General features: G+C 49.3%; 22 protein-coding genes and 1 riboswitch. Of the genes, 21 read left to right on the forward strand and 1 reads right to left on the reverse strand.

The window, feature by feature from the left end:
* Positions 1 to 37: 37 nt before the first annotated feature.
* The 17 genes from AB3Y94_RS02170 (at position 38) to AB3Y94_RS02250 (ending at position 18784) form a co-directional block, all read left to right on the forward strand.
* Positions 38 to 766 (forward strand): transaldolase, encoded by a 729-nt coding sequence (locus AB3Y94_RS02170; protein WP_367294926.1) that lies wholly within the window; start codon positions 38 to 40, stop codon positions 764 to 766.
* A 261-nt stretch (positions 767 to 1027) separates the two neighbouring features.
* Entirely contained in the window at positions 1028 to 2785 is a 1758-nt protein-coding gene (gene pyk / locus AB3Y94_RS02175) for a pyruvate kinase (RefSeq protein WP_367294927.1), read from the forward strand.
* A 1086-nt stretch (positions 2786 to 3871) separates the two neighbouring features.
* Positions 3872 to 4756 carry a S1 RNA-binding domain-containing protein gene (locus tag AB3Y94_RS02180; protein WP_367294928.1) on the forward strand — a complete coding sequence of 295 codons (885 nt, stop codon included), beginning with the start codon at positions 3872 to 3874 and terminating at the stop codon, positions 4754 to 4756.
* Positions 4757 to 4768: 12 nt separating this feature from the next.
* Positions 4769 to 5665, forward strand: a complete 897-nt coding sequence (gene xerD, locus AB3Y94_RS02185; RefSeq protein ID WP_367294929.1) for a site-specific tyrosine recombinase XerD — start codon at positions 4769 to 4771, stop codon at positions 5663 to 5665.
* 54 nt (positions 5666 to 5719) lie between these two features.
* Positions 5720 to 6115 carry an N-acetyltransferase gene (locus AB3Y94_RS02190; protein WP_367294930.1) on the forward strand — a complete coding sequence of 132 codons (396 nt, stop codon included), beginning with the start codon at positions 5720 to 5722 and terminating at the stop codon, positions 6113 to 6115.
* Positions 6069 to 6857: a ScpA family protein gene (locus tag AB3Y94_RS02195; protein ID WP_367294931.1), complete on the forward strand. Its 789-nt coding sequence runs from the start codon at positions 6069 to 6071 to the stop codon at positions 6855 to 6857. Before AB3Y94_RS02190 ends, AB3Y94_RS02195 begins: the two co-directional genes overlap by 47 nt.
* Positions 6835 to 7428, forward strand: coding sequence for an SMC-Scp complex subunit ScpB (scpB, locus tag AB3Y94_RS02200; RefSeq protein ID WP_367294932.1), 594 nt, complete (start codon positions 6835 to 6837; stop codon positions 7426 to 7428). The genes AB3Y94_RS02195 and scpB overlap by 23 nt, the downstream gene beginning before the upstream one ends.
* Positions 7428 to 8150: a pseudouridine synthase gene (locus tag AB3Y94_RS02205; protein ID WP_367294933.1), complete on the forward strand. Its 723-nt coding sequence runs from the start codon at positions 7428 to 7430 to the stop codon at positions 8148 to 8150. Before scpB ends, AB3Y94_RS02205 begins: the two co-directional genes overlap by 1 nt.
* Before the next feature lie 58 nt (positions 8151 to 8208).
* Positions 8209 to 8326: riboswitch (FMN riboswitch) on the forward strand.
* A 113-nt stretch (positions 8327 to 8439) separates the two neighbouring features.
* Positions 8440 to 9021 carry an ECF transporter S component gene (locus AB3Y94_RS02210; protein ID WP_367294934.1) on the forward strand — a complete coding sequence of 194 codons (582 nt, stop codon included), beginning with the start codon at positions 8440 to 8442 and terminating at the stop codon, positions 9019 to 9021.
* A 499-nt stretch (positions 9022 to 9520) separates the two neighbouring features.
* Complete coding sequence (locus tag AB3Y94_RS02215) at positions 9521 to 10561, forward strand: helix-turn-helix domain-containing protein (protein ID WP_367294935.1); 1041 nt, start codon at positions 9521 to 9523, stop codon at positions 10559 to 10561.
* Complete coding sequence (locus AB3Y94_RS02220; protein WP_367294936.1) at positions 10561 to 11979, forward strand: ATP-dependent DNA helicase RecQ; 1419 nt, start codon at positions 10561 to 10563, stop codon at positions 11977 to 11979. Before AB3Y94_RS02215 ends, AB3Y94_RS02220 begins: the two co-directional genes overlap by 1 nt.
* A 71-nt stretch (positions 11980 to 12050) precedes the next feature.
* Positions 12051 to 12701, forward strand: coding sequence for a LysM domain-containing protein (locus tag AB3Y94_RS02225; RefSeq protein ID WP_367294937.1), 651 nt, complete (start codon positions 12051 to 12053; stop codon positions 12699 to 12701).
* A gap of 33 nt (positions 12702 to 12734) precedes the next feature.
* Positions 12735 to 13415, forward strand: coding sequence for a (d)CMP kinase (cmk, locus tag AB3Y94_RS02230; RefSeq protein ID WP_367294938.1), 681 nt, complete (start codon positions 12735 to 12737; stop codon positions 13413 to 13415).
* A 79-nt stretch (positions 13416 to 13494) separates the two neighbouring features.
* Positions 13495 to 14805, forward strand: coding sequence for a 30S ribosomal protein S1 (rpsA, locus tag AB3Y94_RS02235; protein ID WP_367294939.1), 1311 nt, complete (start codon positions 13495 to 13497; stop codon positions 14803 to 14805).
* Positions 14806 to 14901: 96 nt separating this feature from the next.
* On the forward strand, positions 14902 to 16209 hold the full coding sequence (gene der / locus AB3Y94_RS02240; protein ID WP_367294940.1) for a ribosome biogenesis GTPase Der: 1308 nt from the start codon (positions 14902 to 14904) through the stop codon (positions 16207 to 16209).
* Between the two features lie 239 nt (positions 16210 to 16448).
* Complete coding sequence (locus AB3Y94_RS02245; protein WP_011667553.1) at positions 16449 to 16724, forward strand: HU family DNA-binding protein; 276 nt, start codon at positions 16449 to 16451, stop codon at positions 16722 to 16724.
* Between the two features lie 800 nt (positions 16725 to 17524).
* A complete protein-coding gene (locus tag AB3Y94_RS02250; protein WP_367294941.1) occupies positions 17525 to 18784 on the forward strand; it encodes a tetratricopeptide repeat protein in 1260 nt (419 codons plus the stop codon).
* 131 nt (positions 18785 to 18915) lie between these two features.
* On the opposite strand, the gene AB3Y94_RS02255 is transcribed toward AB3Y94_RS02250, so the two are convergent.
* The gene (locus AB3Y94_RS02255) at positions 18916 to 19809 is read right to left on the reverse strand and encodes a YitT family protein (protein ID WP_367294942.1); all 894 of its coding nucleotides are present in this window, start codon (positions 19807 to 19809) and stop codon (positions 18916 to 18918) included.
* A gap of 175 nt (positions 19810 to 19984) precedes the next feature.
* Here AB3Y94_RS02255 and AB3Y94_RS02260 point away from each other — a divergent pair, with 175 nt between their 5' ends.
* From AB3Y94_RS02260 to AB3Y94_RS02275, 4 genes are read left to right on the forward strand one after another with little or no spacing between them, the layout of a single operon-like run.
* A complete protein-coding gene (locus AB3Y94_RS02260) occupies positions 19985 to 21181 on the forward strand; it encodes a CCA tRNA nucleotidyltransferase (RefSeq protein WP_367296469.1) in 1197 nt (398 codons plus the stop codon).
* Positions 21182 to 21209: 28 nt separating this feature from the next.
* On the forward strand, positions 21210 to 23105 hold the full coding sequence (locus tag AB3Y94_RS02265) for an ABC-F family ATP-binding cassette domain-containing protein (RefSeq protein ID WP_367294943.1): 1896 nt from the start codon (positions 21210 to 21212) through the stop codon (positions 23103 to 23105).
* Positions 23106 to 23116: 11 nt separating this feature from the next.
* Positions 23117 to 24067, forward strand: coding sequence for a thymidylate synthase (locus tag AB3Y94_RS02270; RefSeq protein WP_367294944.1), 951 nt, complete (start codon positions 23117 to 23119; stop codon positions 24065 to 24067).
* A gap of 21 nt (positions 24068 to 24088) precedes the next feature.
* Entirely contained in the window at positions 24089 to 24583 is a 495-nt protein-coding gene (locus tag AB3Y94_RS02275; protein ID WP_367294945.1) for a dihydrofolate reductase, read from the forward strand.
* The last annotated feature ends 162 nt before the right edge of the window (positions 24584 to 24745 follow it).

Genomic DNA, 24745 nt, shown 5'->3' on the forward strand with positions numbered 1-24745 from the left:
AATGATTGATAACAAATATTTCGGGAGGTATTTTTTCATGCAATTATCCGTAAAAGTATATTCAGATGGTGCCGAATTATCCGCAATGAAGGCTGTAGCTGCTAAGGGGCTCGTTGAAGGGTTCACTACGAATCCTAGTTTGATGAAGGCGGCGGGAATTACCGATTACCTGTCATTCGCGAAGGAGGCAGTTGCGACCTTCCCAGACCAATCGATTAGTTTCGAAGTTTTTGGCAATACGCCAGAACGTATGTTAGCTGAAGCCAAATTACTTTCGTCACTCGGTAATCACGTGGCCGTTAAGATTCCAGTTATCCGGGCCAACGGAGAAGACAATGGCGATGTGATCAGTGAGCTCTCAGCTGCGGGTGTGCGGGTGAACGTGACAGCGATTACCACGTTAGACCAAGTGAAGTTAGCCGTTGCTAGCTTAGATGAAGCTGTGGGCGGCATCGTTTCCGTCTTTGCTGGGCGGATTGCTGATACTGGCGTTGATCCATTGCCACTGATGCGGCAATCAGCAGACCTCTGCCATACCAAGGAAAACGTCGAGTTACTGTGGGCCAGCACCCGGGAAGCCTTTAACATCGTTCAGGCTGATCAAACTGGCTGTGACATCATTACTGTGCCACCCAAGATTTTGGGCAAGTTAAACAAGTTTGGTAAGGATGCCTTGACCGTTTCCGTGGACACAGTGAAAACGTTTGATCAAGATATTGCCGAATTAGGTTTCACGATTCCAGTCGAAGCTGACGTCTTAAAGTAAATTAAAAATTATTCACTTGATAACCTGCCGATTATATAATCAGTAGGTTTTTAAGTATCATGAGGCCCGTCACGACGGTGAAAACGTTTACTTTGAGAATTTGTGTACAATCGGGCGAAAATTCGGTAAACAAAGGCGACAATAAATTTCAAAAGTGATAGAATAATTTTGGAAACAAATTTGTGCCGAATGTTTCGGCCCGTTAATTTTGTTTAAAATTGCCGAGCCGTTCGTGCCAATTCTAAAGGAGAGATTTTTCTAATGAAGAAAACCAAGATCGTAAGTACCCTTGGCCCCGCAAGTACTGACGTTGATACGATTGTTAAGTTGATTGAATCAGGCGCCAACATCTTCCGGTTCAACTTCTCACATGGTGACCATGAAGAACACTTGGGCCGTTTGGAAAACGTCCACAAGGCTGAAAAGATCACTGGTAAGACCGTTGGTATCATGTTGGATACTAAGGGTGCTGAAATCCGGACCACTGTTGAAAAGGGCGGTAAGCTCCAATTCAATACTGGCGACAAATTCCGTATTTCAATGGACGCCTCACTTGAAGGAACCAAGGAAAAGATTGCTGTTACTTACCCTGGTTTATTCGATGATGTTAACGAAGGTGGCCACGTCTTATTCGATGATGGTTTACTGGACTCAGTTGTTGAAAGTAAGGATGACGCAGCTAAGGAATTAGTTGTTGTTGCTCAAAACGATGGTGTTCTGGGTTCCCGTAAGGGTGTTAACGCTCCCGGCGTTTCCATCAACTTACCTGGGATCACTGAAAAGGACTCCGATGATATTCGTTTTGGTTTGGATCATGAAATCAACTTCATCGCTGCTTCATTCGTTCGGAAGCCTCAAGATGTTATGGACATCCGTGAACTTCTTGAAGAAAAGCACATGGAACACGTGCAAATCTTCCCTAAGATCGAATCCCAAGAAGGTATCAACAACTTTGATGATATCATCAAGGTTTCCGATGGTTTGATGGTTGCTCGTGGTGACATGGGTGTTGAAATTCCAACGGAAAACGTACCTTTGGTACAAAAAGCTTTGATCAAGAAGTGTAACTTCTTAGGTAAGCCAGTTATCACGGCTACCCAAATGTTAGACTCTATGCAAGAAAACCCACGTCCTACGCGTGCCGAAGCTTCTGACGTTGCCAACGCTGTCTTTGATGGTACTGACGCAACCATGCTTTCTGGTGAAAGTGCTAACGGTGAATACCCAGTAGAATCCGTTGCTACGATGAACCGGATCGACATCAAAGCTGAAAATGCTTTGAAGGACTTTGGTCGTGACAACTTGAACTTCGACAACGGTGACGTTACTGAATCAATCGGTGCTTCCGTTGCTCGGGTTGCAAACGAATTGGGCGTTAAGACCATCGTTGCTGCAACTGAAAGTGGCTACACTGCCAAGATGATTTCTAAGTACCGGCCAAATGCTGATATCTTAGCTGTTACCTTTGACGACCGGACCCGTCGTGGTTTGATGGTCAACTGGGGTGTTTACCCAATCGTTACCGAAAAGCCTTCAAACACTGATGAAATGTTTGATCTGGCTGCAGCCAAGGCCGTTGAAACGGGCTTAGCTAAGGAAGGCGACTTAATCTTAATCACCGCTGGTGTGCCAGTTGGCGAACGTGGAACGACTAACTTGATGAAGATCCAATTGATCGGTTCAAAGTTGGTTCAAGGCCAAGGCGTCGGTGACGACACTGTGATTGGTAAAGCAATCATTGCTAACACTGCCGCTGATGCAAATGCTAAAGTCGTTGAAGGTGGTATCTTGATTGCCAAGAACACTGACAAAGACTACTTGCCAGCTATTGAAAAGTCTAGCGCCGTTATCGTTGAAAACGGTGGGTTGACTTCTCACGCAGCGGTTGTTGGGATTTCCATGGGGATTCCTGTTATCGTTGGTGCTACTGGTGCCAGTGACAAGATCTCCGATGGCGAATTGATCACCGTTGACTCACGTCGCGGTATCGTTTACCACGGTGCTTCCAACGCGCTTTAATTTGAGATAAACCTGTTATTAAAAACGGACCCTCTGTCGGGGGCCCGTTTTTTGCTGCACTAAATTCGGAAATTTTTGAAAATTACGGCGATTGTCGTTTCCGACGATGGGGCGGCATCAATCAGCTATGGGGACCGCCTGCGGCCTGAGAAGCGGTCCTCCGGTTCGACTTTAAGTCTCGAAAAACACAGGTATTAAAGACTCAACGATTGCCGTTTCCGACGATGGGGCGGCATCAATCAGCTATGGGGACCGCCTGCGGCCTGAGAAGCGGTCCTCCGGCTCGACTTTAAGCCTTGAAAAACACAAGTCTTAAAGCTCGTCCCATGCTCTAAGCTGGTTCCCAGCTAAGAGCATCGACACAGCCGATTGATGCCGCCCCATCTCTGGTCACTGACATTGTCGATAACTTTAGCATTAGTTTTCAGACTTGTGGCTATGGCGGTTAACGACTGTTGATTGCTGTCGGTGAAAACGAGTAAAAGTATTGCTTCAAACGTCTTTGAAATTAGAAATTATCTGCGATGCAGTGTACTTTGCGTTGGTGCGTCATGCCCTAGCTCTTAGTATGCGATAATTATTATTTGGTGTCGTGGGTGGGCGACTGTAGAACGGAAAATGGTGGACAGAAGTATCTGGTAATTTGTGTCCTTATCATGGATGACGAATGAGAACTTTTTTGAAGCAATAGTTTAAAAGGACGTCCAACCAAATTTACGTTGGGGTACCCCAATGATGCCAGAAACATATGGTCAAAGCCGGAGGCGGTCAGGGGCGGGACCAGCCGTGAAAATGGCGTTAGCTAGCATTTTGTGCTAGCTTAGGCCATGGGCGAAGTTCAAGACATGGGGGCTCGTGGCTTGAAATCGAGCGAGAAGCCCGAGCCTGGGCTGAAACGTCCCCACAGCGGTCCTGTCCCTGACCACCAGAGTGCAATATTTTACTGAATTTACTATCATTATTTTAACCAATAATTCTTTCGGATTTTAGTGGGATTAAAGCTCGCTAGTTGGACGGTTTCCGTGTAAAATAAGGGGTAGACACTTTTGAACGGTAGACTGGGAAACCAGTAGAATTGAGGAGATTATGGAAGAACTATTAGGCCGCATCATCGCGGGAAAAGTTACCGATGAAAACGAAAAAGATTACTACGTCCAGGTTGCCGGGACGACCTTTCGGCTGGACAAATATGAAATTAAGAAACCATTGAAGTTAGGCTCAACCTTTAAAGGGTTTGCCTATGAGAATGAAGATCATGACATGCAGATTACCCGGGACGCCCCGGCCGTCCAGGTCGACCACTATGGCATGGGGACTGTCGTACGAAGTCAACGGACCTTGGGGGTCTTCGTCAACATCGGTTTACCTAACAAGGACATCGTTGTTTCTCTGGATGACCTCCCAGACATCATGGAACTGTGGCCTCAACAGGGCGACCGGTTAATGATTGCTTTGCGTGAGGATGCTAAGCAGCGCCTCTGGGGGGTGTTGGCTGACGGTGAAATTTACCAAGCCATCGCACAACCAGCTAAAAAACACATGCAAAATGCCAACGTGGTTGCTACCGCTTACCAGTTGAAATTAGTTGGTACTCGAGTTATGACTGAGAATAATGAATTGGGCTTCATTCACCCATCCGAACGAGAAAAGGAACCACGCTTAGGTGAAGAATTACACGCCCGGGTCATTGGTGTGCACGAAGATGGCACGTTGAACCTGTCCTTACGTCCACGAACCTATGAAGCTATTGATGATGACGCGGCAATGTTGTTGGCTGCGTTGGAACATAGTGAAGACGGTCATTTGGAATTCAGCGACAAGAGTGATCCAGCTGCTATTAAGGCTTACTTTGGTATTAGTAAGGGGCAGTTCAAGCGAGCCATTGGTCACCTCCTGAAAGCTCGGAAAATTACGCAACACGATGGTCAATTGTGGTTGGTCGCTGAAGAAGATGAATCGACGACTGACTAGGAGGCGCGTTAGATGACTGAGCTGGAGAATCAGGCGGCGGACTTTGCCCACTACCTACGGGTCGAACAGGGGCTTGCCGAAAATTCAGTCACGAGCTATACGCAGGAACTACGAAATTTCGCACAGTATTTAACGCCAAAAAAAGTCACCGATTTTAAACGGGTAGACCGGCTCCAGGTCATGGCATACTTGAGTGCGCTGACCGCCAGTGGCAAGTCTCGTAATTCGGTGATTCACGCGGTATCGGCTCTACGTAAGTTTTATCGGTACTTGGTCCAGACCCACCAGCTGACGGATAATCCGCTGGCAAACGTGGCGGCACCTAAACACGCCCAGCATTTACCAGCTGTGCTGACGGTGGCCGAGGTCGACCGTTTGCTGGCGGCACCGGATACTGGCAACAAGTACGGGTTGCGTGATCGGGCCATTCTGGAAGTTATGTACGCTACTGGGCTCCGGGTCAGTGAGCTGGTCCATTTGAAATTGGCTGACTTGCACCTGGAGATGGGGTTGATTCAAACCTTGGGAAAGGGTGATAAGGAACGGATCATTCCCATTGGTGACGTGGCTAGTGATTGGATTAACCAGTATTTGACGCACAGTCGACCAGTCCTATTGAAACAGCGTACGAGTCCGTATTTGTTTCTAAATGCGCATGGTGGGGGCCTTTCACGGCAGTCCATTTGGCAGAAAATTAAGCAGTACGTGGCGTTGGCTGATATTCAAAAGGATGTCACGCCGCACACACTGCGGCACTCTTTTGCCACGCATATTTTGGAGAATGGTGCGGATCTGCGGGTGGTTCAAGAATTACTGGGCCACGCGGATATCACGACCACCCAGATTTATACGCACATTTCTAAAAAAAGGTTACTGAACGTTTATGATGCGTATCATCCACGCGCCTAGTCGTTACGGCCAGGGTGTGGTAAGGTATGAAGATAATTGGAACGGAGGGGGACCATGTTACTTAAATATCGGAGCGATTATCAAAAAATTGCGATGGGCATGTTGAGCCTGTTGCCGAATTTTAAGGACTGGGACCGGTTGCAAAACGAATTGGCATGGTACCAGGCCGGCGATGACCGGAACCTTTATCTCTGGAAGGACGAGCACGACGACTTTGCGGGGGCCCTGGGTGCGGAAGTGCAGGGGGACTACCTAGTCGTCCGGTTGATTACGTTGATGCCGGATAAGCAGTTGACGCGAAATACCTGGCAGATGCTAGATGAGTTAGCCACCACGGCGCCAGATAGGCGGTTGATGGGAACCCTAACGACAGCCAAGATTATTGCAAAATGGGAGTTTTACCATGGACAAAGCCACAGAGAACGGTCAACCGCTGATTCAGGTCAGTGATTTTGAAGGACCGTTAGACTTGTTGTTACACCTAATTAAAACCAATGAAATGGATATCTATGATATTCGCATCACGACGATTACCAGTCAGTATCTAACTTACTTGCATCAAATGCAGGAACTACGGTTGGATATTGCCGGTGAATACTTTGTGATGGCGGCTAATTTGATGGCCATTAAGGCGAAAATGCTATTGCCAAAACCAACGACCGTGGACCCCATTGACGAAGATGCTAGTGAGGACCCCCGGGAAGATTTGGTCAATCAGCTGTTGGAGTATCAACGCTATAAGCAAGCTGCCCAGGAACTGAAGAAGCGGGCCATTGCCCGGCAGGAACACTTTACGCGACCGGCAATGGCCGTACCGGAATCGGTGACGATGTCGGTTGCTCCGGGAATTCAGACCAGTGATCTGCAGGCGGCCCTCGCTAAACTCGTTCACCGGGCGATGATTGCGAAGCCGGTGACCCAAAATATTCATCAAGAACATTTTACGATCAAGGCCCAGATGGCGACCGTTTTGACGCGCTTACAGCGAGCCAAACATCCCGTTAACTTTGAGACATTATTGGCGGGGGTACCGGCCTTAGAGGAGGTCGTGACGACCTTCTTGGCAGTCTTAGAATTGGCTCGTCAAAGGCAAGTGCAGTTACAACAGGTTAGCCGCGTGGCACCGCTTCAGGTTGGATTTTTAAAAATGGAAGGAAGTTATGCACCAGATGTCACCCCTAGCACAGATTGAAAGCCTCCTGTTCGTCAGTGGTGACGAGGGCATTACCGTAGCTGATTTAGCAGCGGCTACGGGGTTATTACGACCCGCCATTTTGGCCAGTTTGGAGCGCTTAGCCGAGAAATACGCGGCGGATACGGATTCTGCTCTGGAGTTAATGGTCAATGATACCACTTACCGGTTGGTGACCAAGGCGGCCGCCGGCGAGGTCATTAAACACTACTTTGAGAATCCGCTCAGTACGAACCTTTCGCCGGCGTCCTTAGAAGTGTTGGCAATCATTGCGTACCGGCAGCCAATCACCCGCATCGAAATTGATGAGATTCGGGGCGTCCAGAGCTCATCGACCGTACAGAAATTAGTGCTGCGGCAGTTGATTGAAGATGCTGGCCGCTTGGATGAACCCGGGCGCCCGAAGGTGTACCGGACGAGCGCATATTTTTTGGATTACTTTGGGTTGGCAACTTTAGACGAACTGCCGCCCTTACCAGCGGCAGCCACACCGGGTGACACTGCTGACGATGGGGATTTATTCCTGCAAGCCTTTAATCAGCAATTAAATCAATCAGGAGATGAAAGTTAATGGAACGACTACAAAAAGTTTTAGCCCACGACGGGGTAGCCTCACGTCGACAGTCAGAAAAGTTGATCATGAGCGGTCGGGTGAAGGTTAACGGCACCGTGGTCACCGAGCTAGGAACCAAGGTCGGCGTTCACGATAAGATCCTGGTTGATGGTGTGCCGGTCACGACGGAGGCACCAGTCTACGTCATGCTATATAAGCCCCGGGCAGTTATTTCAACGGCCAATGATGAAAAGGGTCGCCGAACCGTGGTGGATCTCATTGAGGATGTTCCACAACGCATCTACCCAGTGGGTCGGTTGGACTACGACACGGCTGGGTTACTGTTGTTAACCAATGATGGTGAACTGGCTAACCGGTTGACCCACCCTAAGTACGAAGTCGAAAAGACCTATGTGGCTCGAGTTACGGGAACGCCAACGAACGATGCTATGCGGCAACTCCGTCAAGGAATCACCGTGGATGGAGAAGTGTACGCGCCAGCCAAGACCAAGTTGCTAAGCAGTGACCCGAAGAAGAAGTCTTCAATCGTGCAACTGATTATTCACGAAGGTAAAAATCATCAAGTGAAGAAAATGTTGGAAGCAGTTGGCTATCCGGTTGAAAAGCTCAAGCGGGAAAAGTATGGTAATTTGACGTTAAAGGGGCTCAACGCCGGGGAAGCTCGGTTGCTGAAACCAGAAGAGGTCAAAGAACTCAAACAGGCAACTGGGCTGATGTAAGCTTTTTCATTGACAGACTTCCTAAAAGTTAGTATATTTAACTTGTAATAAAATTTAGGTTCATCTTCAGGGCAGGGTGTAATTCCCGACCGGCGGTAAAGTCCGCGACCCGCGCAAGCGGTTGATTCGGTGTAACTCCGAAACCGACAGTAAAGTCTGGTATGCAGAAGATGAGACATTGCTTTTTGCGTATCCTTTTTGGCGTAAACTCCAAGGTCTCGCCCTTCTGTGGTGGGGCCTTTTTCTATGGGCACACCGCGAAAGATGGCCGCAAGGAGGAACAAGAGTTATGGAAAATAGTCGTAGTGGTTTGAGTGTGCGGGCAATGGTGGAAATGGCGTTATTCGCTGGTATTTCCTACGTTCTAATGTTTGTGGCGTTGCCCATCGTGCCTATCGTGCCATATATGAAGCTTGATCTGAGTGATCTGGTCGTGCTGATTGGTATGAGTGTCTTTGGTCTGGGTGGTGCTATCCTGATTGCCGCAGTTAAAGAGCTACTGTACTTTGTGACAACTGGTATGGATGTTGTTAACTTAATTGGTGTGATGACAGCGTTTATTGCTGATTTAGCGTTAATCGTACCCATTAGTTTGGTGCTGAAACGACGGGATCCGTCGTTGACCCGCCAAATTTTGGCCGTGGTTCTGGGGACACTGAGCTTGACCGTGGTCCTGTCATTAGGTAATTGGTTGGTCATTACGCCGCTATACTTAAAGGTCTTAAACATTTCGATTGGTTTGCCCGTTAGCAAGCTGGTCTTGCTGGGAGTTATTCCGTTTAATCTGATTAAAGGGGTCGTCTTGGGGGTTCTCTTTATCCTGTTGACTCGCCGGATGGCACCTTGGTTGGCTAAACACACGACATTGTAAACGTATGCTGGTGGCCGGCAGGGATTCCACCTGCTGTGGGGACCGGTGCCAGCCTGAGGTACGGGCTGGCACCTCGACTTGAAGCCTTGGCAAATCACCAAGTCTTCAAGCTCGTCCCACGGTGTAGGCTAGCTAAAAACGCTAGCCTACACCGTCGACACAGCTGGTTCCATCCCTACCAACCACCAGTGGCAACGGTTGTGGTTACGCTGCTTAGAGATGGTTGTCGTCTCTATGAAGAACTGAAGTGTGGAAAGGCTATTTGCTTGAGCTAAATTAGTGTGACTCGGAATTAAGTAATAGGAGTAGTATGGTACATGCAGTCCCGTCACTCACCCCGGCCATATTTGAGTTAAAGACAGTGTAGCTGGTGGCCGGAAGCGGTCAAGGTATAATAACTAAAATAATAAAGAAATTTGAAGCATCAGGGGTTGGCAAGTCTGCCGGCCCCTTTTCTTATGGTAAACTGGTAGCAGACTGAATTTAGCGGAGGTGGCTCATGGACCCGGCAGACTTATTGCAATTACTAAGTGAACAGCAAGATCGGCGACTGCGGGTCATCGAAAATCTATTGCGCGGCCGGCGGACCGTTTCGACGTTGTACTGGGGTCTACGGTATGATTTACTGCCGCTGTTGAATCTGGCGAAGCCCTTGGATCGGGGAGCATTGGACACACCAGCTCAGTCACTGGCGCAACAGGGATTGATTGCCGGAGACGCAACTGAAGGGGTCGTTCACCTGACTAAGCGGGGACAAATGGCCGCAGCGAGTACGACTTATTACCGGCCAGTTACCCGCCAAGATTGGGTCAACGTGGATCTGGTGGCGGCACGGCAACGGTTACTATTGGCAGTGCAGGTAGTGTCACAGTACGCGCATAGTACATCACGTTACTATCCTTTAGCGACCGATTTAGCCACCCGGCAAGCCGTGCGACGGTGGTTCCACCGGGTTAAATCCCCCAACCTGGCAGCGAATCTCCACGAAGCATTGGTTATCAGTCTTCGCCAGTTACCGGCAGAGACGGCCGCAATCGTGACGGATCAATTTACGGGATACGAACAGCCTGGCTATACGGTCAGTCAGTTGGCCCAGAGTACCAATCGCTCGTCCTGGGAGATTCAGCTGATGCATTTTGATGGGGTTGCCCAGATTGCCTTGGCCGCAAAGGAAGCGCAACACCCACTTCACGATTTATTTCAGCCATTGTGGGTGGTTCCCGTGTCACGTAGCGCCCAACAGACGCTGCAAGCGGTCGAGGCTGGCGGGGATTTAGCGCGGGTGGCACGGGTCCGTAAGGTCAAGTTATCGACGGTACGGGAGCATTTACTCGAAACGGCCATCATGTTACCAGCTGAAGACTTTCCGTATGACCAGGTCCTATCAGAGACAATTCGCCAGCAATTTGCAGCCGCCGTAACTGGACCCATTGATACGTGGCAATACATGGAACTACCCGCAGCAATGCGCGATGAGCTTGATTTCTTTTACTTTCGGCTTTATGCCATCTGGCGGATGAAACGGGGGGACGCAGAGTAGTGGAAACTTTAGAAGCTAGTTTAGAAAAAGTCTTCGGTTTTAATACGTTTCGTTCCGGTCAGAAGGCAGCATTAGCTGCCTTGGAGGCCAATCAGGATACCCTGGCCATTCTGCCGACTGGTGCCGGGAAAACGCTCATTTATCAGCTTTACGGTTATCGTCATCCGGGGTGCGTGTTGATTGTCTCACCATTATTATCATTGATGAATGACCAGGTCAATCGGATGCGAATCAGTGGCTTTAAGCGGGTGGCCGCCATTACATCACAGACTGGATACGTGGAACGCCAAGTTATCTTGGACCACTTGAATGACTTACAATTTCTTTTCCTATCACCAGAAATGTTGGCGCAACCGCAAATGTTGGCGCGGGTAAGGCAACTTGATCTTAGTCTGTTGGTGATTGACGAGGCTCACTGTATTGTTCAGTGGGGACCGGATTTTCGACCGGAGTACTTATTATTGGGTGCGATTCGGACCAAATTAAATCAACCATTGACGCTCATGCTGACGGCAACGGCGGGCAAGATGACGCGGCAAGAAATCTCAAAGCAATTGCGGTCACAACCACAGGTGGTTACCGAGTCCGTCGACCGGCCCAATATTTTTCTAGACGTTGAAAATGTTGCGAATGAGGCGGAAAAGCAGAGCCGCTTGCAAGCTTTGGTGGCCAAGCTTCAGTTGCCAGGGGTTATTTACTTCTCGAGCAAGCAGCAGGCAACCGATACAGCCTTATGGTTGCAACAGACCACTGGTGTTCAAGCGGCAGCCTACCACGCGGGGCTAAGCGGTGAGGATCGTTTTCGAATTCAACAACAGTTTATGACGGGGCAACTCGACTTAATTTGTGCCACCAGTGCGTTTGGCATGGGTATCGATAAGAATGACGTCCGCTTTGTGATTCATTATCATTTGCCGGCTGATTTAGAAAGTTATGCTCAGGAAATTGGCCGGGCTGGTCGTGATGGCCAGCCCAGTATTGCTATCTTACTGTACGCGCCGGGTGATGAGCAGTTACCGTTGGCGTTGGGTCAGTCTAATCGACCGGATGAGGAGACGATTACGCGATACTACGCGCACCCACAGAGTTTTGCAGCCGATGATCCGGTGATTCACTTGTTGGCCTTTTACCGGGGCCACGGCATCAGCCAGGCGGCAGTTATCCAGCTGTTTGCGCGCCGGGAAAAGGAGCGGAATCGGGCACTGGCGAATATGTTAGCCTATGCACGGGAACGGCGGTGTTTGCGACAAGTCTGGCTGCAAGCCTTTGATGAGACCAGTCCCGCCCATTCGGCAGCGTGTTGTGCGCCGGGGGAGGTGGCCCTTGATTTGGACCAGCTGAAGCTCTTGCGGCGACCAGCTGCGGCGACTGAAAATATACCGACGGACTGGGAAACCCGACTTAACCGGTTATTTTAGTAAGAATTTAAAGAATTAAGGTATCTGGTATGGTACAATTACGGGTGAAAGTTTTTCAGGGAGGTTAGATGATGAGTCAGAAGCGTGACGATCAAACGTCGAAGGATACGAAGGATAAGGAGTCCCATCCTTGGGATCAGTCGTTTGCCGATGATCGGGACGATCAGGGGAACCTGTCACGAACGAGAATCCGGCGGCAAAATCACGGGAATACCATGGTGACGGTCGTATTAGTTGCCATTATCATTGTGATCGCAGTGGCATCATTAGTTTATGGGTTAGCACGACAAAGTGCCGTGAATAAGCCTGAAAATCAAAGTACGGAACAGGTTGCAGATAGTTCATCGCGTTCATCTAGCAAACATTCCAAGAGCTCGACGAGTAGTCACAAGCAGTCTTCTTCCAAGAAGACCGCTTCTTCTAAGACGGCCAGCTCAAAAAAATCAACAACTTCAACCACGACTGCTAGTTCGGCAAAGACGACTAGCAGTTATTCGGCTACGAGTAGCGCCACCACTAAGCCAAACAAGACCAGTTCAAGCGCCACCAGTAGCAGTACGAGTACGTCAACTGGTAGTAAAAAGTACGCAACTGTCGAATCTGGACAAGGAGTTTACCGGGTCGCCACGAACGCAGGTATTTCTGTTCAGGAACTCTTACAGTTGAACGGACTGTCTTCGGCTTCATCGTTACATCCTGGCCAAAAGCTTCGGGTGAAATAGGCATTAATTTTATTTGATAGGAGTTTGGTTTTCATGGAAAAACAAGGTTTGCAAGTTGCCATTGACGGTCCCGCATCGGCCGGCAAGAGTACCGTGGCAAAAATCGTTGCCCAACGTTTTCACTACATATATTGTGATACGGGCGCTATGTACCGTGCGATTACTTGGAAAGTGTTACAGGCTGGTGTGGGCTTGACCGATGAAAAAGCGGTTAAGCAATTACTGGATCAAATCACTATTCGGTTTGAACCAGGGACGCCAGTGCAAAAGGTGTTTGTTGACGACACCGAAGTCACCTTGGCCATTCGCCAACCTGACGTGACCAACTCCGTTTCAGCAGTGTCCGCTTTACCTGCAGTGCGAGAAGAATTAACGGCTCGTCAGCGGGATATTGCCGATGCCGGGGGTATCGTTATGGACGGTCGGGACATTGGCTCGACCGTCTTGCCTAAGGCGGAGGTCAAGATCTTCCTAGTGGCCAGCGTGAAGGAACGGGCACAACGGCGCCTAAAGGATAATGCCGCCAAGGGTATCGAGACACCTTTAGCAACATTAAAGCATGAAATCGAGGAACGGGATCGGAAAGATTCGACGCGAAAGGTCTCTCCATTGACCCAAGCGGCGGATGCCATTCGGTTGGATACGACCTCGATGAGCATCGAACAAGTGGCTGATAAAATCGCCGAAATCATTTCTGAAAAAGAATCCCACTAGATATGGGCATTTTACTAGCTTTTACTAGCGTAATCAGCTAAAATAGTATATAGAGTTGTCGCAAGGAGGAAAAATTCGCATGAGTGAAAATGGCACGAGTCAAAACAATGAAAACAATGAGTTATTAGATGCTTTAAACAGCATCGATAACGTCAAGGTCGGTGACGTCGTTAAGGGTGAAATCTTAACGATTGATGACGACCAACAAGCAATCGTTGGTATTGCAGATACTGGTATCGAAGGGGTCGTTCCCAAGAAGGAACTCTCAACTAAGCCAGTTGATGACATTAATGAAGTAATTAAAGTTGGTGACGTCTTGGATCTCGTCGTTATCTCACGGATCGGAACTGACAAGGAAGGCGGTAGCTACTTACTGTCTCAACGTCGTTTGGAAGCCCGTAAGGTTTGGGACGATATTCAAAAGGAATTCGAAGCAGGTCACACGTTAACTGCTCCCGTTACCCAAGTGGTTAAGGGCGGGTTAGTCGTTGATGCCGGCGTTCGTGGTTTCGTTCCCGCATCAATGGTTTCTGATCACTTCGTCGAAGATCTTGCTCAATTCAAGGGCCAAACCTTGGAATTCAAGATTGTTGAAATCGAACCTAGCGAAAACCGGTTGATCTTATCACACCGTGCTATCGTTGAAAAGGAACGCGCTGCACAAAAGGAAGAAATCATGGCTAAGTTAACTGCTGGCGACATTGTCGACGGTAAAGTTGCTCGCTTGACTAACTTCGGTGCATTCGTTGACCTTGGTGGTGTTGATGGTTTGGTCCACGTTTCTGAAATCGCCTTTGAACGGGTTGAAAAGCCTAGCGATGTTCTGAAGGTTGGCCAAGACGTTAAAGTTAAGGTCTTATCTGTAGACCCAGACCGCGACCGGATCTCCCTTTCCATCAAGCAAACCTTACCAGAACCTTGGGACGGTATCGAAGACAAAGCCCCACAAGGCAGCGTCTTAGACGGAACTGTTAAGCGTTTGACTAGCTTTGGGGCCTTCGTTGAAGTGTTCCCTGGCGTTGAAGGCTTGGTTCACATTTCCCAAATTTCTCACCAACACATCGCAACGCCTGCTGACGTTTTGAAGGTTGGTCAAGAAATCAAGGTTAAGGTCTTAGATGTTCGTCCAGACGATCACCGTTTGGCATTGTCCATCAAGGCACTTGAAGAAAAGCCACAATCTGGTGACGAAGGTTCTGAGAACCGGAGCAGCAGTAACAACAACCGTAGCCGGAGCAACAATGTCGGTAACAACAACCGTCGTCGTAACAACCGGAACAGTGCTGAAACTTCAACGGCTAACGCCCCAGAAGAAAGCACCGGTTTCTCTTTGGGCGATCTGATTGGTGATAGCTTGAAGAAAGATATGGAAGATAACGAAAACAACTAATACGTTTGGTTGAGAAATGGGTCTGGAGCGGAACTTTGTTGGTTTCGTTCTGGACCTTTTTCACGTCAAATGTAGCAATTTAAGGAGGGATTTATAGTGGCATTTCCAGTAGTTGCCATTGTTGGCCGCCCAAACGTGGGAAAGTCGACCCTGTTTAACCGGATCGCCGGCGAACGAATCTCCATCGTCGAAGACACCCCTGGGGTTACCCGTGACCGAATTTACACGCGAGCCGAATGGCTGGGAACTGAATTTCGGATGATTGATACCGGTGGGATCGACCTCGGCGATGAACCATTTTTAACTCAAATTACGCAACAAGCAGAGATTGCAATTGATGAGGCCGATGTTATTGTCTTCATCGTGAGCGCCCCTGAGGGTGTGACCGATGCTGATGAAAAGGTGGCCAAGATCCTGTACCGTGCTGATAAGCCGGTCATGCTGGCCGTTAACAAGGCGGATAACCCCGAAACACGGGAATCCATCTACGACTTCTATTCACTTGGCTTCGGTGATCCATATCCCGTTTCTGGGGTCCATGGTCTCGGTTTAGGGGACCTGTTGGATGCCGTCGTGAAGAAATTCCCTGAAGATGATGGTGCGCCTAAGGACGATTCCATTCGCTTCAGTTTGATTGGTCGGCCTAACGTTGGGAAGTCCTCTCTGGTTAACGCTATGCTTGGTGAGGATCGGGTCATTGTTTCCAATATTGCCGGCACTACGCGTGATGCCGTGGATACCAAGTTTACCGCTGACGATACGAAATTTACGATGGTCGATACGGCCGGGATTCGTAAAAAAGGGAAAGTCTACGAAAATACGGAACGCTACAGTGTGATGCGGGCGATGCGGGCCATTGACGATTCAGACGTCGTTCTGGTGGTTTTGAATGCTGAAGAAGGGATTCGGGAGCAGGATAAACGAGTCGCCGGTTACGCCCATGAAGCGGGTCGGGGCATCATTATTCTGGTCAACAAGTGGGATACCTTGAAGAAGGATAATCATACGTTGACGGACTTCCAGAACCTGATTCGTCTGGAGTTCCAATACCTGAGTTACGCGCCCATCGTCTTCGTTTCCGCTAAGACAGGGCAACGGCTAGAGCAGTTACCGGACCTAATCAAGAAGGTTTCAGCTAACCACAACAAGCGGGTCCAATCCGCAACGTTGAACGACGTGGTGATGGATGCCATTGCACTAAACCCAACGCCTTCCGACAACGGAAAGCGACTCCGGGTCTACTACGCCACTCAGGTAGCCGTGGCGCCACCAACTTTCGTGGTCTTCGTCAACGATCCGAAGATGATGCACTTCTCCTACGAACGATTCTTAGAGAATCAAATTCGTGCGAGCTTCGATTTCGAAGGGACACCGATCCATTTGATTGAGCGTGCACGGAAGTAGGACTTGAGTAGCATAGGACCAGCTTTTGACGTGATTTTAACGATTTTTTATTAAAAATCACGATTCTTGGCCGATAATTGCTAAAAAATGGCGTTATCCCTTGTCATGCAAGGCTTCCTGTGCTATCTTTGATAAAGAAATGATGCGGCTGACCGTATTTGTTTCATCATTTTTGGACCACTCAAAAATGACCACTAGATGTCATTCATCTAATCTTCTTTCAGGAGGTGAATTCAAACATGGCAAACAAAGCACAATTGGTTAGCGACGTTGCAACTGCAACTGGTTTAACTAAAAAGGACGCAACTGCTGCAGTTGATGCAGTATTCGATTCTGTCCAAGCAACGTTAGCTAAAGGCGAAAAGGTTCAACTGATCGGCTTTGGTAACTTTGAAGTACGTGAACGTGCAGCTCGTAAGGGCCGTAACCCACAAACTGGACAAGAAATCCAAATCCCAGCAAGCAAAGTACCTGCATTCAAGCCAGGTAAAGCTTTAAAGGATGCTGTTAAATAATCTTATTTAGCGAGTAGAGGGCCAGTACGGTGAATGCCGGGCTGGCTTTTTGCTACCCTTAATTAAATTCAAGTAACAGTGAAGTAGCGGGATAATTGATGCTGGCGAGGGCTTTTACTTCGCAAGTCACCCTGAATTGCGTATAATTAACTGTTGCGTTTAAAAAGAAAATTAGTATTACCGCCTACGGCTGCCCAGGAGGGTGCTAGCTGTGGGGACCGGAGCAAGCCTGAAATGCGGTCTCGCTCCTCACGTGAGAGCCCCGCTAAGTTCATGCAAGTCTCTCACGTGTCCCACGCTGTAAATTGGCTGAGAAGCGTCAATTAACACCGTTGTCACGGCCAGCATCCTCCTGGGCGACTGACGGCTATGATTGCAATATTTTGGCAGCATATTGGTAAACGCCATTTGTGCTAGTCGTGGTACGTTGGGAAACATTGATATATCACGGTTGTTAGGCGATTACTGTGATCAGATTCAACATTTATGAAGTCAGTTGTAAAGCTTAAGTAATTTAAAACTTCAGCAGAACTATACGGCAACTTGAGGTTGAATTTGGGACATCAAAGTAGCCGGAGGTTGTTAGGGGTGGTACCGTGGTGTCGACGGTGTTGGTTGGCGTTTTTAGCCGACCTACAGCGTGGGACGACCTTGGAGCCGTGGTGAACTGGCCATGGCTTCAAGTCGAGGCCAAAGACCGCACCACAGGCTTTGGCCGGTCCCCACCACGGCTGCCACCCCTAACAACCGTAGGCGGCTACATGGATATAATACAAAAGATTCAAGATGGAGGCGGGTCAATGAGTTACGCAGAAACGGCACTCGATGAACTGGAAAAGGGACAACTCGAAGATTTTAAAAAGCAATATGCACTGGCACTACGCCACGACGATGATGACACGTTGTTTAGTCTGGGTGAGGAACTCTATTCGTTAGGCTTCTTGAACCAATCCCGACGGATCTACGAAAAGCTCCTCAAGAAGTACCCAGATGAAGACGAGTTACGAACGAATCTCGCAGACATTGCTATTGATGAAGATAAGAACGACGAGGCCCTGGAATATTTAAATCAGGTCCAACCCAGCTCACCAGCCTACGTGGAATCCCTGATGGTGGCTGCCGACCTCTATCAGACCCAGGAACTCTTTGAAGTCAGCGAACAAAAGCTGTTAACAGCTAAGAAATTAGCCCCTGACGAACCCGTCATCACGTTTGCCCTGGCGGAGCTCTACTTCACCATGCGGGAGTTCAGGAAGGCTATTCCGCTGTATTTAGACCTGATTACGGCGGGAACTACCGAACTGTCCCGTGTTAACTTGGTCGAACGGCTGGGAGTTGCTTACGCCAACGCTGGCCGCTTTGAACAGGCAATCGGTTACTTGAAGCAGATCCATACGGGGGACATGACGCCCGATGTGAAATTTGAAACGGCCTTTACCTACCTACAACTAAAGGAGCGGTCAACGGCCATTCGTTTGTTTGAGGAGTTAAAGGATAGCGACGCTCATTACACGTCCTTGTATCCTTACCTGGGCCAAGCACTGGAACAAGAAAACCGGCTAGACGAGGCCTTAAAAGCCCTCCAAGAAGGGTTAGGCGTTGACCAGTACAATGAGAAGCTCTGGCTACAGGCGGCTCACGTGGCCACTAAATTGGACGATGAGGACCTTGCTGAACGCTACCTGAAGAAGGGGCACGAGTTGGATGCTGACGATATTGCAGCGGTCATTCAGCTCAGTAACCTGTACGTGAAGCAGGAGCGGTGGACGGAAAACGCCGAGTTGGCTAAGCCATATTTGGCCAATGAAGATGCCGATCCGCAACTGTACTGGAACTTAGCGGTCACAGCGAACCATCAGGAGGACTTTGCTGCAGCTCGTAAGTACTACGATGCCGCGCAACCGTTTTTCATGGATCAACCAGACTTCCTGAAGCCAGCGATTTACTTCTATCGTGAAGAGGGCGCTAGTGAGGTCGTCGTTAAATTATTACAAGCGTACGTGAAGGTTGTTCCAGATGATGCTGAAATGGCACTGATGCTGGAAGGCTACGAAGACTAACTGAAATGTATCACCAGAAAGGATGCCGCGGGGTATTCTTTTTTAATTAGGTTGGCACACAATAATTACTTTAACTTACAGTTTCAAAAAAAAAAGCAACCGCCAAACCCGCGGTTGCCAAAACCAAATCATTAACGTTTAAATTTACCCAGGAAGCCGGTCTTCGGAACCTCAAACGAGAAACCTTCACCTAACGCTTCATTCACATTGATTACCGAAATGAACGCCCGCGGGTCAGTTCGTTGAATAATCTGACGTAACCGATACAACTCGCTGGGTGCCACGACGACGTAAATCATCTTTCGCGGCTGGTGGGAGAAACCACCTTCACCGCTGACGAGACTCACACCCCGTTGAAGCTCATCCATAATGCTATTCGTAATCTCTTGATAGTGATCCGACACCACAATGATTCCGCGCGCGGCATAGGCACCTTCCTGCGTAAAGTTAACCAGCCGAGAGTACACGTAGGAATAGATCAGTGTGTAGGCCATCTGCTGGATGTTGATGTAAACCAATGAAATCAGTAAAACGACGACGTCTAACCATAACAACGTCTTACCCATGGGTACCCCGCGGAAACGTTCAAAGATTCGGGCAATAATATCCGTACCACCGGTTGTGCCACCGTACCGGTAGAGGAGACCGGAACCGAAGCCCCCAATCAACCCCGACGCCAGCGAGGCCAGCAAGAGGTCACCGTGTAATTCAATGGCAAACGGCACTCGCTGCCAGATCCACAGTGAAATCGACAACATGAACGTCCCATAGATTGTGTAAATCGCCGATTGTCGGCCTAGAAACCGCCACCCAATCAAGACAAGTGGGGCGTTAATTAGAAACGTGGTGTACGCTGGGTCAATTTTGAACAAGGCCCGCAAAATCAAGGTAATCCCGGAAATTCCACCATCGGCCAAATGGTTAGCAATGTTGAAGAATACCAACGCAAACCCCAGCATGGCGCAACCAATCCCTATCATTAATAAATCAACTGCGCGGATCGATTCATCCTGTACTTGTGTCAACCGCCGTCACTCCCAACATCTAAATTTCTCAACTCATTCATCATAGCACACCGCTCTAGAAAACAGCGGACAAAACTCACATCGTCTCAGCGACTTTAAATTCAATTCTGCCAGCGAATCTGTTAGACTGGCATATAGAGATAAAACAGAAATAACTGGTAGAAGGGTGAGCGAATTGAAGCTAGAACAATTACCACAGGAGTTTGAACTGGCCCGACCAGTTTTACAGACCATCGAGCAGGCCGGTTATGAGGCCTATTTTGTCGGTGGGAGCGTTCGGGATACCATCTTGGGTAAAGACATTCACGACGTTGACATCGCCACCAGCGCGTATCCTAATGAGATTAAGGGCCTATTCAAGCGCACGGTCGACACAGGCATCGAACACGGGACCGTCATGATTTTGGACCACGGTACTGGTTACGAGACCACGACCTTTCGTTCCGAGTCGACCTATACCGATTTCCGGCGACCAGACCAGGTCACGTTTGTCCGGTCACTGGAAGAGGATCTTAAACGACGCGACTTTACGATCAACGCGCTGGCCATGAAGGAAGACGGGGAAGTCATCGATCTCTTTGATGGGCTGACTGATCTTCAAGAGCAGCGAATTCGCGCGGTTGGCGACCCCCAAGAACGATTTCATGAAGATGCCTTGCGCATGATGCGGGCGGTCCGGTTCGCTAGCCAGTTGGACTTCACCATTGAGAAGCCCACTAAGCAGGCCATTACGGACCACGCAGACCTACTCGAAAAAATTGCCGTTGAACGCACACAGGTCGAGTTACTCAAGATGTTACAGGGAAAGACACCGCAACGCGGCCTGCAAGATATGTTGGACACTGGCCTCTGGCAGTACTGCCCGGATTTTGCTTCCCACGAGACGGCTCTGATTGCGCTTGCACAACGTCTTCAGCAGGGGGCCACGTCTAACGAAGCCGCCTGGACATTACTGACGACCCAGTTTAAGCTGGACACCACCGCCATTGGTAGCTTTTTGAAACACTGGAAAACGGCTAATCAAACGATTGCGGCCGTTCAAACGGCTACCAGAACGGCCGAATTACTATTGCAGGGGAACCTGACCGCTTGGCAACTTTATCAATGCGGTGCTGCCTTAACGCCCGTTGCCAATGAAGTGGCCGTTACTCTAGGGGCACCCGACCGCAGCACGGAGTTGGCTCAAGAGCTCGCTGCCTTACCAATTCAAACGAAGAAGGAACTTGCCATTTCCGGTAGAGATTTGATGAAGGCCGGAGTGCAGCCGGGGCCACAACTGGGTGCCATTCTCGGTGACCTGGAATACCGGGTCGTCATGGGCGAATTACCCAACGAAAATGCAGCGCTGGTAGCTAACAGCACCGCCGATTAAGAATCTGATATAAGAGAGTGAGAAACTTATGCAAACTTTACGCGCGGAAAATCTACACCGAACTTACGGTGAAAAAACGCTATTTGATAATCTGAATTTCATCATCAACGAACACGACCGTATCGGCCTGATTGGGGTCAACGGTAGTGGGAAGACCTCGTTACTTAACACCTTAGCGGGTATCAGCAACGAACAGTCCGGGGAAATCAACACCCCGAAAGATTACACCATCGGTTACCTGACTCAAAAGCCAGATCTTGATGAAAATATGACCGTGATGGACGCCGTTTTCTCCGGTGACCAGAAGGTCTTCGTGACAATTCGGCGTTACGAAGCGGCTTTGGCTGCGTACGGCGCACACCCCGAAGACGATCAGGCTCAGAAACGTTATCTGGACGCCGAAGCCCAGATGAATGAAGAGGAAGCCTGGACCGCCGAAAGTGACGTCAAAACCATTTTGACGCAACTGAAAATTACGGATCTTTCTCAGGAGATCAAGACCATGTCCGGGGGCCAAATCAAACGGGTCGGACTGGCACAAGTCTTGATTCAATCCCCAGACCTCTTATTGCTGGATGAACCCACCAACCACTTGGATTTTGATTCCATTGCCTGGTTACAGCAGTACTTAGCCAGCTACAAGGGCGCCTTACTGGTCGTTACCCATGACCGGTACTTCCTGGATCAAGTTGCCAACCAAATTTGGGAACTGGATTTTGGGAAACTTTACCAGTACCCCGGTAACTACCAGGCCTACGTTCAAGAAAAAGCCGAACGGGTCTCACAAGAGGCTGAAGCCGATCAAAAGCAACAACAACTTTATAAAAAAGAATTAGCTTGGATGAAGGCCGGTGCGAAGGCACGTTCTACCAAGCAACAGGCCCGCATCAACCGGTTCAACGACCTATCCAGCAACGTTGGCACGCGCCAAGTTCAAAGCAACGTGTCCATCTCCTTAGGTCAACAACGCTTGGGTAAGAAAGTCATTGAACTCAAGGACGCCAACCTGAAGCTGGGCGACCACACCATCCTTAAAGACTTCAACGACCTGATTCAGGGTGGTGAACGGATCGGAATCAGTGGGGACAACGGGGCTGGAAAATCCAGCTTGCTCAACGTTATTGCCCAACGGTTACCATTGGACTCCGGAATCATTACGGTGGGGGAAACCGTCAAAATGGCTTACTACACCCAACAGATTGAACCAATCCCCGAAGATAAGCGGATGATCAGTTACCTCTCCGAAGTCGGACAGACCGTCACGGATAATCAAGGGAACGCTGTCAGTGTGGCTGAACTTTTGGAACAATTCCTGTTTCCTCGGTTCATGCACGGAACCTTGATTCGTAAGCTTTCCGGTGGTGAGAAACGCCGGTTGTACTTACTAAAACTGCTGATGGAACAACCAAACGTTCTTCTGTTGGACGAACCGACCAACGACCTCGACATTGGGACGTTGACCGTGTTGGAAGACTACATTTCTCAATTTGCCGGTACCGTTATTACGGTTTCTCATGACCGGTATTTCCTGGACAAAGTGGCCGACCGACTCCTCATCTTCACCGGCGATGGAAACATCGAACGTTACTCCGGTCGTTTCAGTAGTTATCTGGATGACGCTTTGAAACAAAAGAAGCACGCTGATGATAATCCCAAGGAAAAGGCCCCCGCTAAACCAGCAGCTCAACCCGATGAACCCAAGAAAAAGGTCAAATTGACCTACGCGGAGCAGAAGGAGTGGGAAGGTATCGAAGGTGAAATCGATGGCTTAGAGGACCAGAAGTCTCAAGTCCAAGAAGCCATGAACGCCAACGGTGCCAACTACGATAAACTGGCCGATTTGCAGGCGCAGCTAGATGATCTCGACAAACAGTTGGATGACAAGATGGCTCGGTGGGAATACTTGAGCGAGTACGCAGAATAGGAGTGACGGGTGTGTTAGAAGATGCTTACTTGGACCTAGCCAAAAAGGTCTTAACTGAGGGTCACCAAAAATCTGATCGAACGGGCACCGGAACGGTGAGCTTGTTCGGTTATCAAATGCGTTTTAACTTGCAGGAGGGCTTCCCCCTGTTAACGACGAAAAAGGTACCATTCGGCTTGATTAAGTCCGAACTACTCTGGTTTCTGAAGGGCGACACGAATATTCGTTTTCTCCTACAACACCATAATCACATCTGGGACGAGTGGGCCTTCCAACGCTACGTTGATAGTCCCGACTACCATGGGCCGGATATGACCGACTTTGGCCGTCGTTCCTTGGTAGATACCGATTTCAATCAACAGTATCAGGCCGAAAAGAAGGCCTTTGACGACAAGATTCTAAATGACCAAGCGTTTGGCGACCACTACGGTGACCTAGGACTCGTCTACGGCAGTCAGTGGCGTGCTTGGCAGGGTAAGAATGGGGAAACCATTGATCAAATCGCCAACGTGATCGACACGCTGCGGACCCATCCAGATTCTCGGCGAATGATCGTGTCTGCCTGGAATCCAGCCGATGTCACATCAATGGCGTTGCCACCTTGTCACACGTTATTCCAGTTCTACGTAAATGACGGTAAATTGAGCTGTCAGCTCTATCAACGTAGTGGAGACATCTTCCTAGGGGTCCCATTCAATATTGCCAGCTACGCCCTCTTAACGTCCTTGATTGCCAAGGAGGTTGGCCTGGAGGTCGGCGACTTTGTTCATACGCTAGGGGACGCCCATATCTACAGTAATCACATTGAACAGGTCAAGACCCAGCTTGCGCGGACACCACACGAGGCGCCAAAACTATGGTTGAATCCTGAAAAATCTAGCATTTTTGATTATGAAATGGCCGATATCAAGGTTGAAGGGTATGATCCAGAACCCGCCATTAAGGCCCCAGTGGCCGTCTAACCAGCTAAGGAGGACTGTACGATGTTAATTTTCCTATGGGCAGAGAGTCAGGGCCACGTGATTGGACACCGGGGCGAGCTGCCATGGCACCTGCCAGCAGACATGCACTTCTTCAAAACGGTTACGACCGGTAACACGATTGTGGCCGGCGCCCGGACGTTTGCTAGCTTTCCCAGTGCGTTACCCAACCGGACCAACGTCGTGGTAACCCACCACGATGCCAGCGAGTTTCCAGCCGGCGTGATTGTATTGAATTCACTGGACGCTGTCCGTGATTACGCCCGTGAACGCCCCGAAGAAAAAATCTTCGTGGTGGGTGGCGCGCAAATCTTTACCGGCCTCCTGGACGACGTTGACTTGCTCTACCGAACGACCATCGATGCTGGGTTTGACGGAGACACTTGGATGCCTACCATTGATTACAGTCGCTTCCAGCGAATCAACCGACAACCGGGTATCCGTAACGAAAAGAATCCTTATGATTACACGTTTGAACAATTCCAACGTATCGAATAAATAATTTGTGGCCAGCGAAATTTCTTTCGCTGGCCACTTTTGCATACTGGTGTTTTATTGCCGCCTCCGGTTGCCGGACGTGGTGGCCGCTGTGGGGACCGCCTACGGCCTGAGAAGCGGTCCTTCGGCTCGACTTGAAGCCCCGCTAAAACCAGGCGGGTC

It is taken from the genome of Levilactobacillus yonginensis, assembly GCF_964065165.1.
GTDB classification, from domain to species: Bacteria; Bacillota; Bacilli; order Lactobacillales; family Lactobacillaceae; genus Levilactobacillus; species Levilactobacillus yonginensis_A.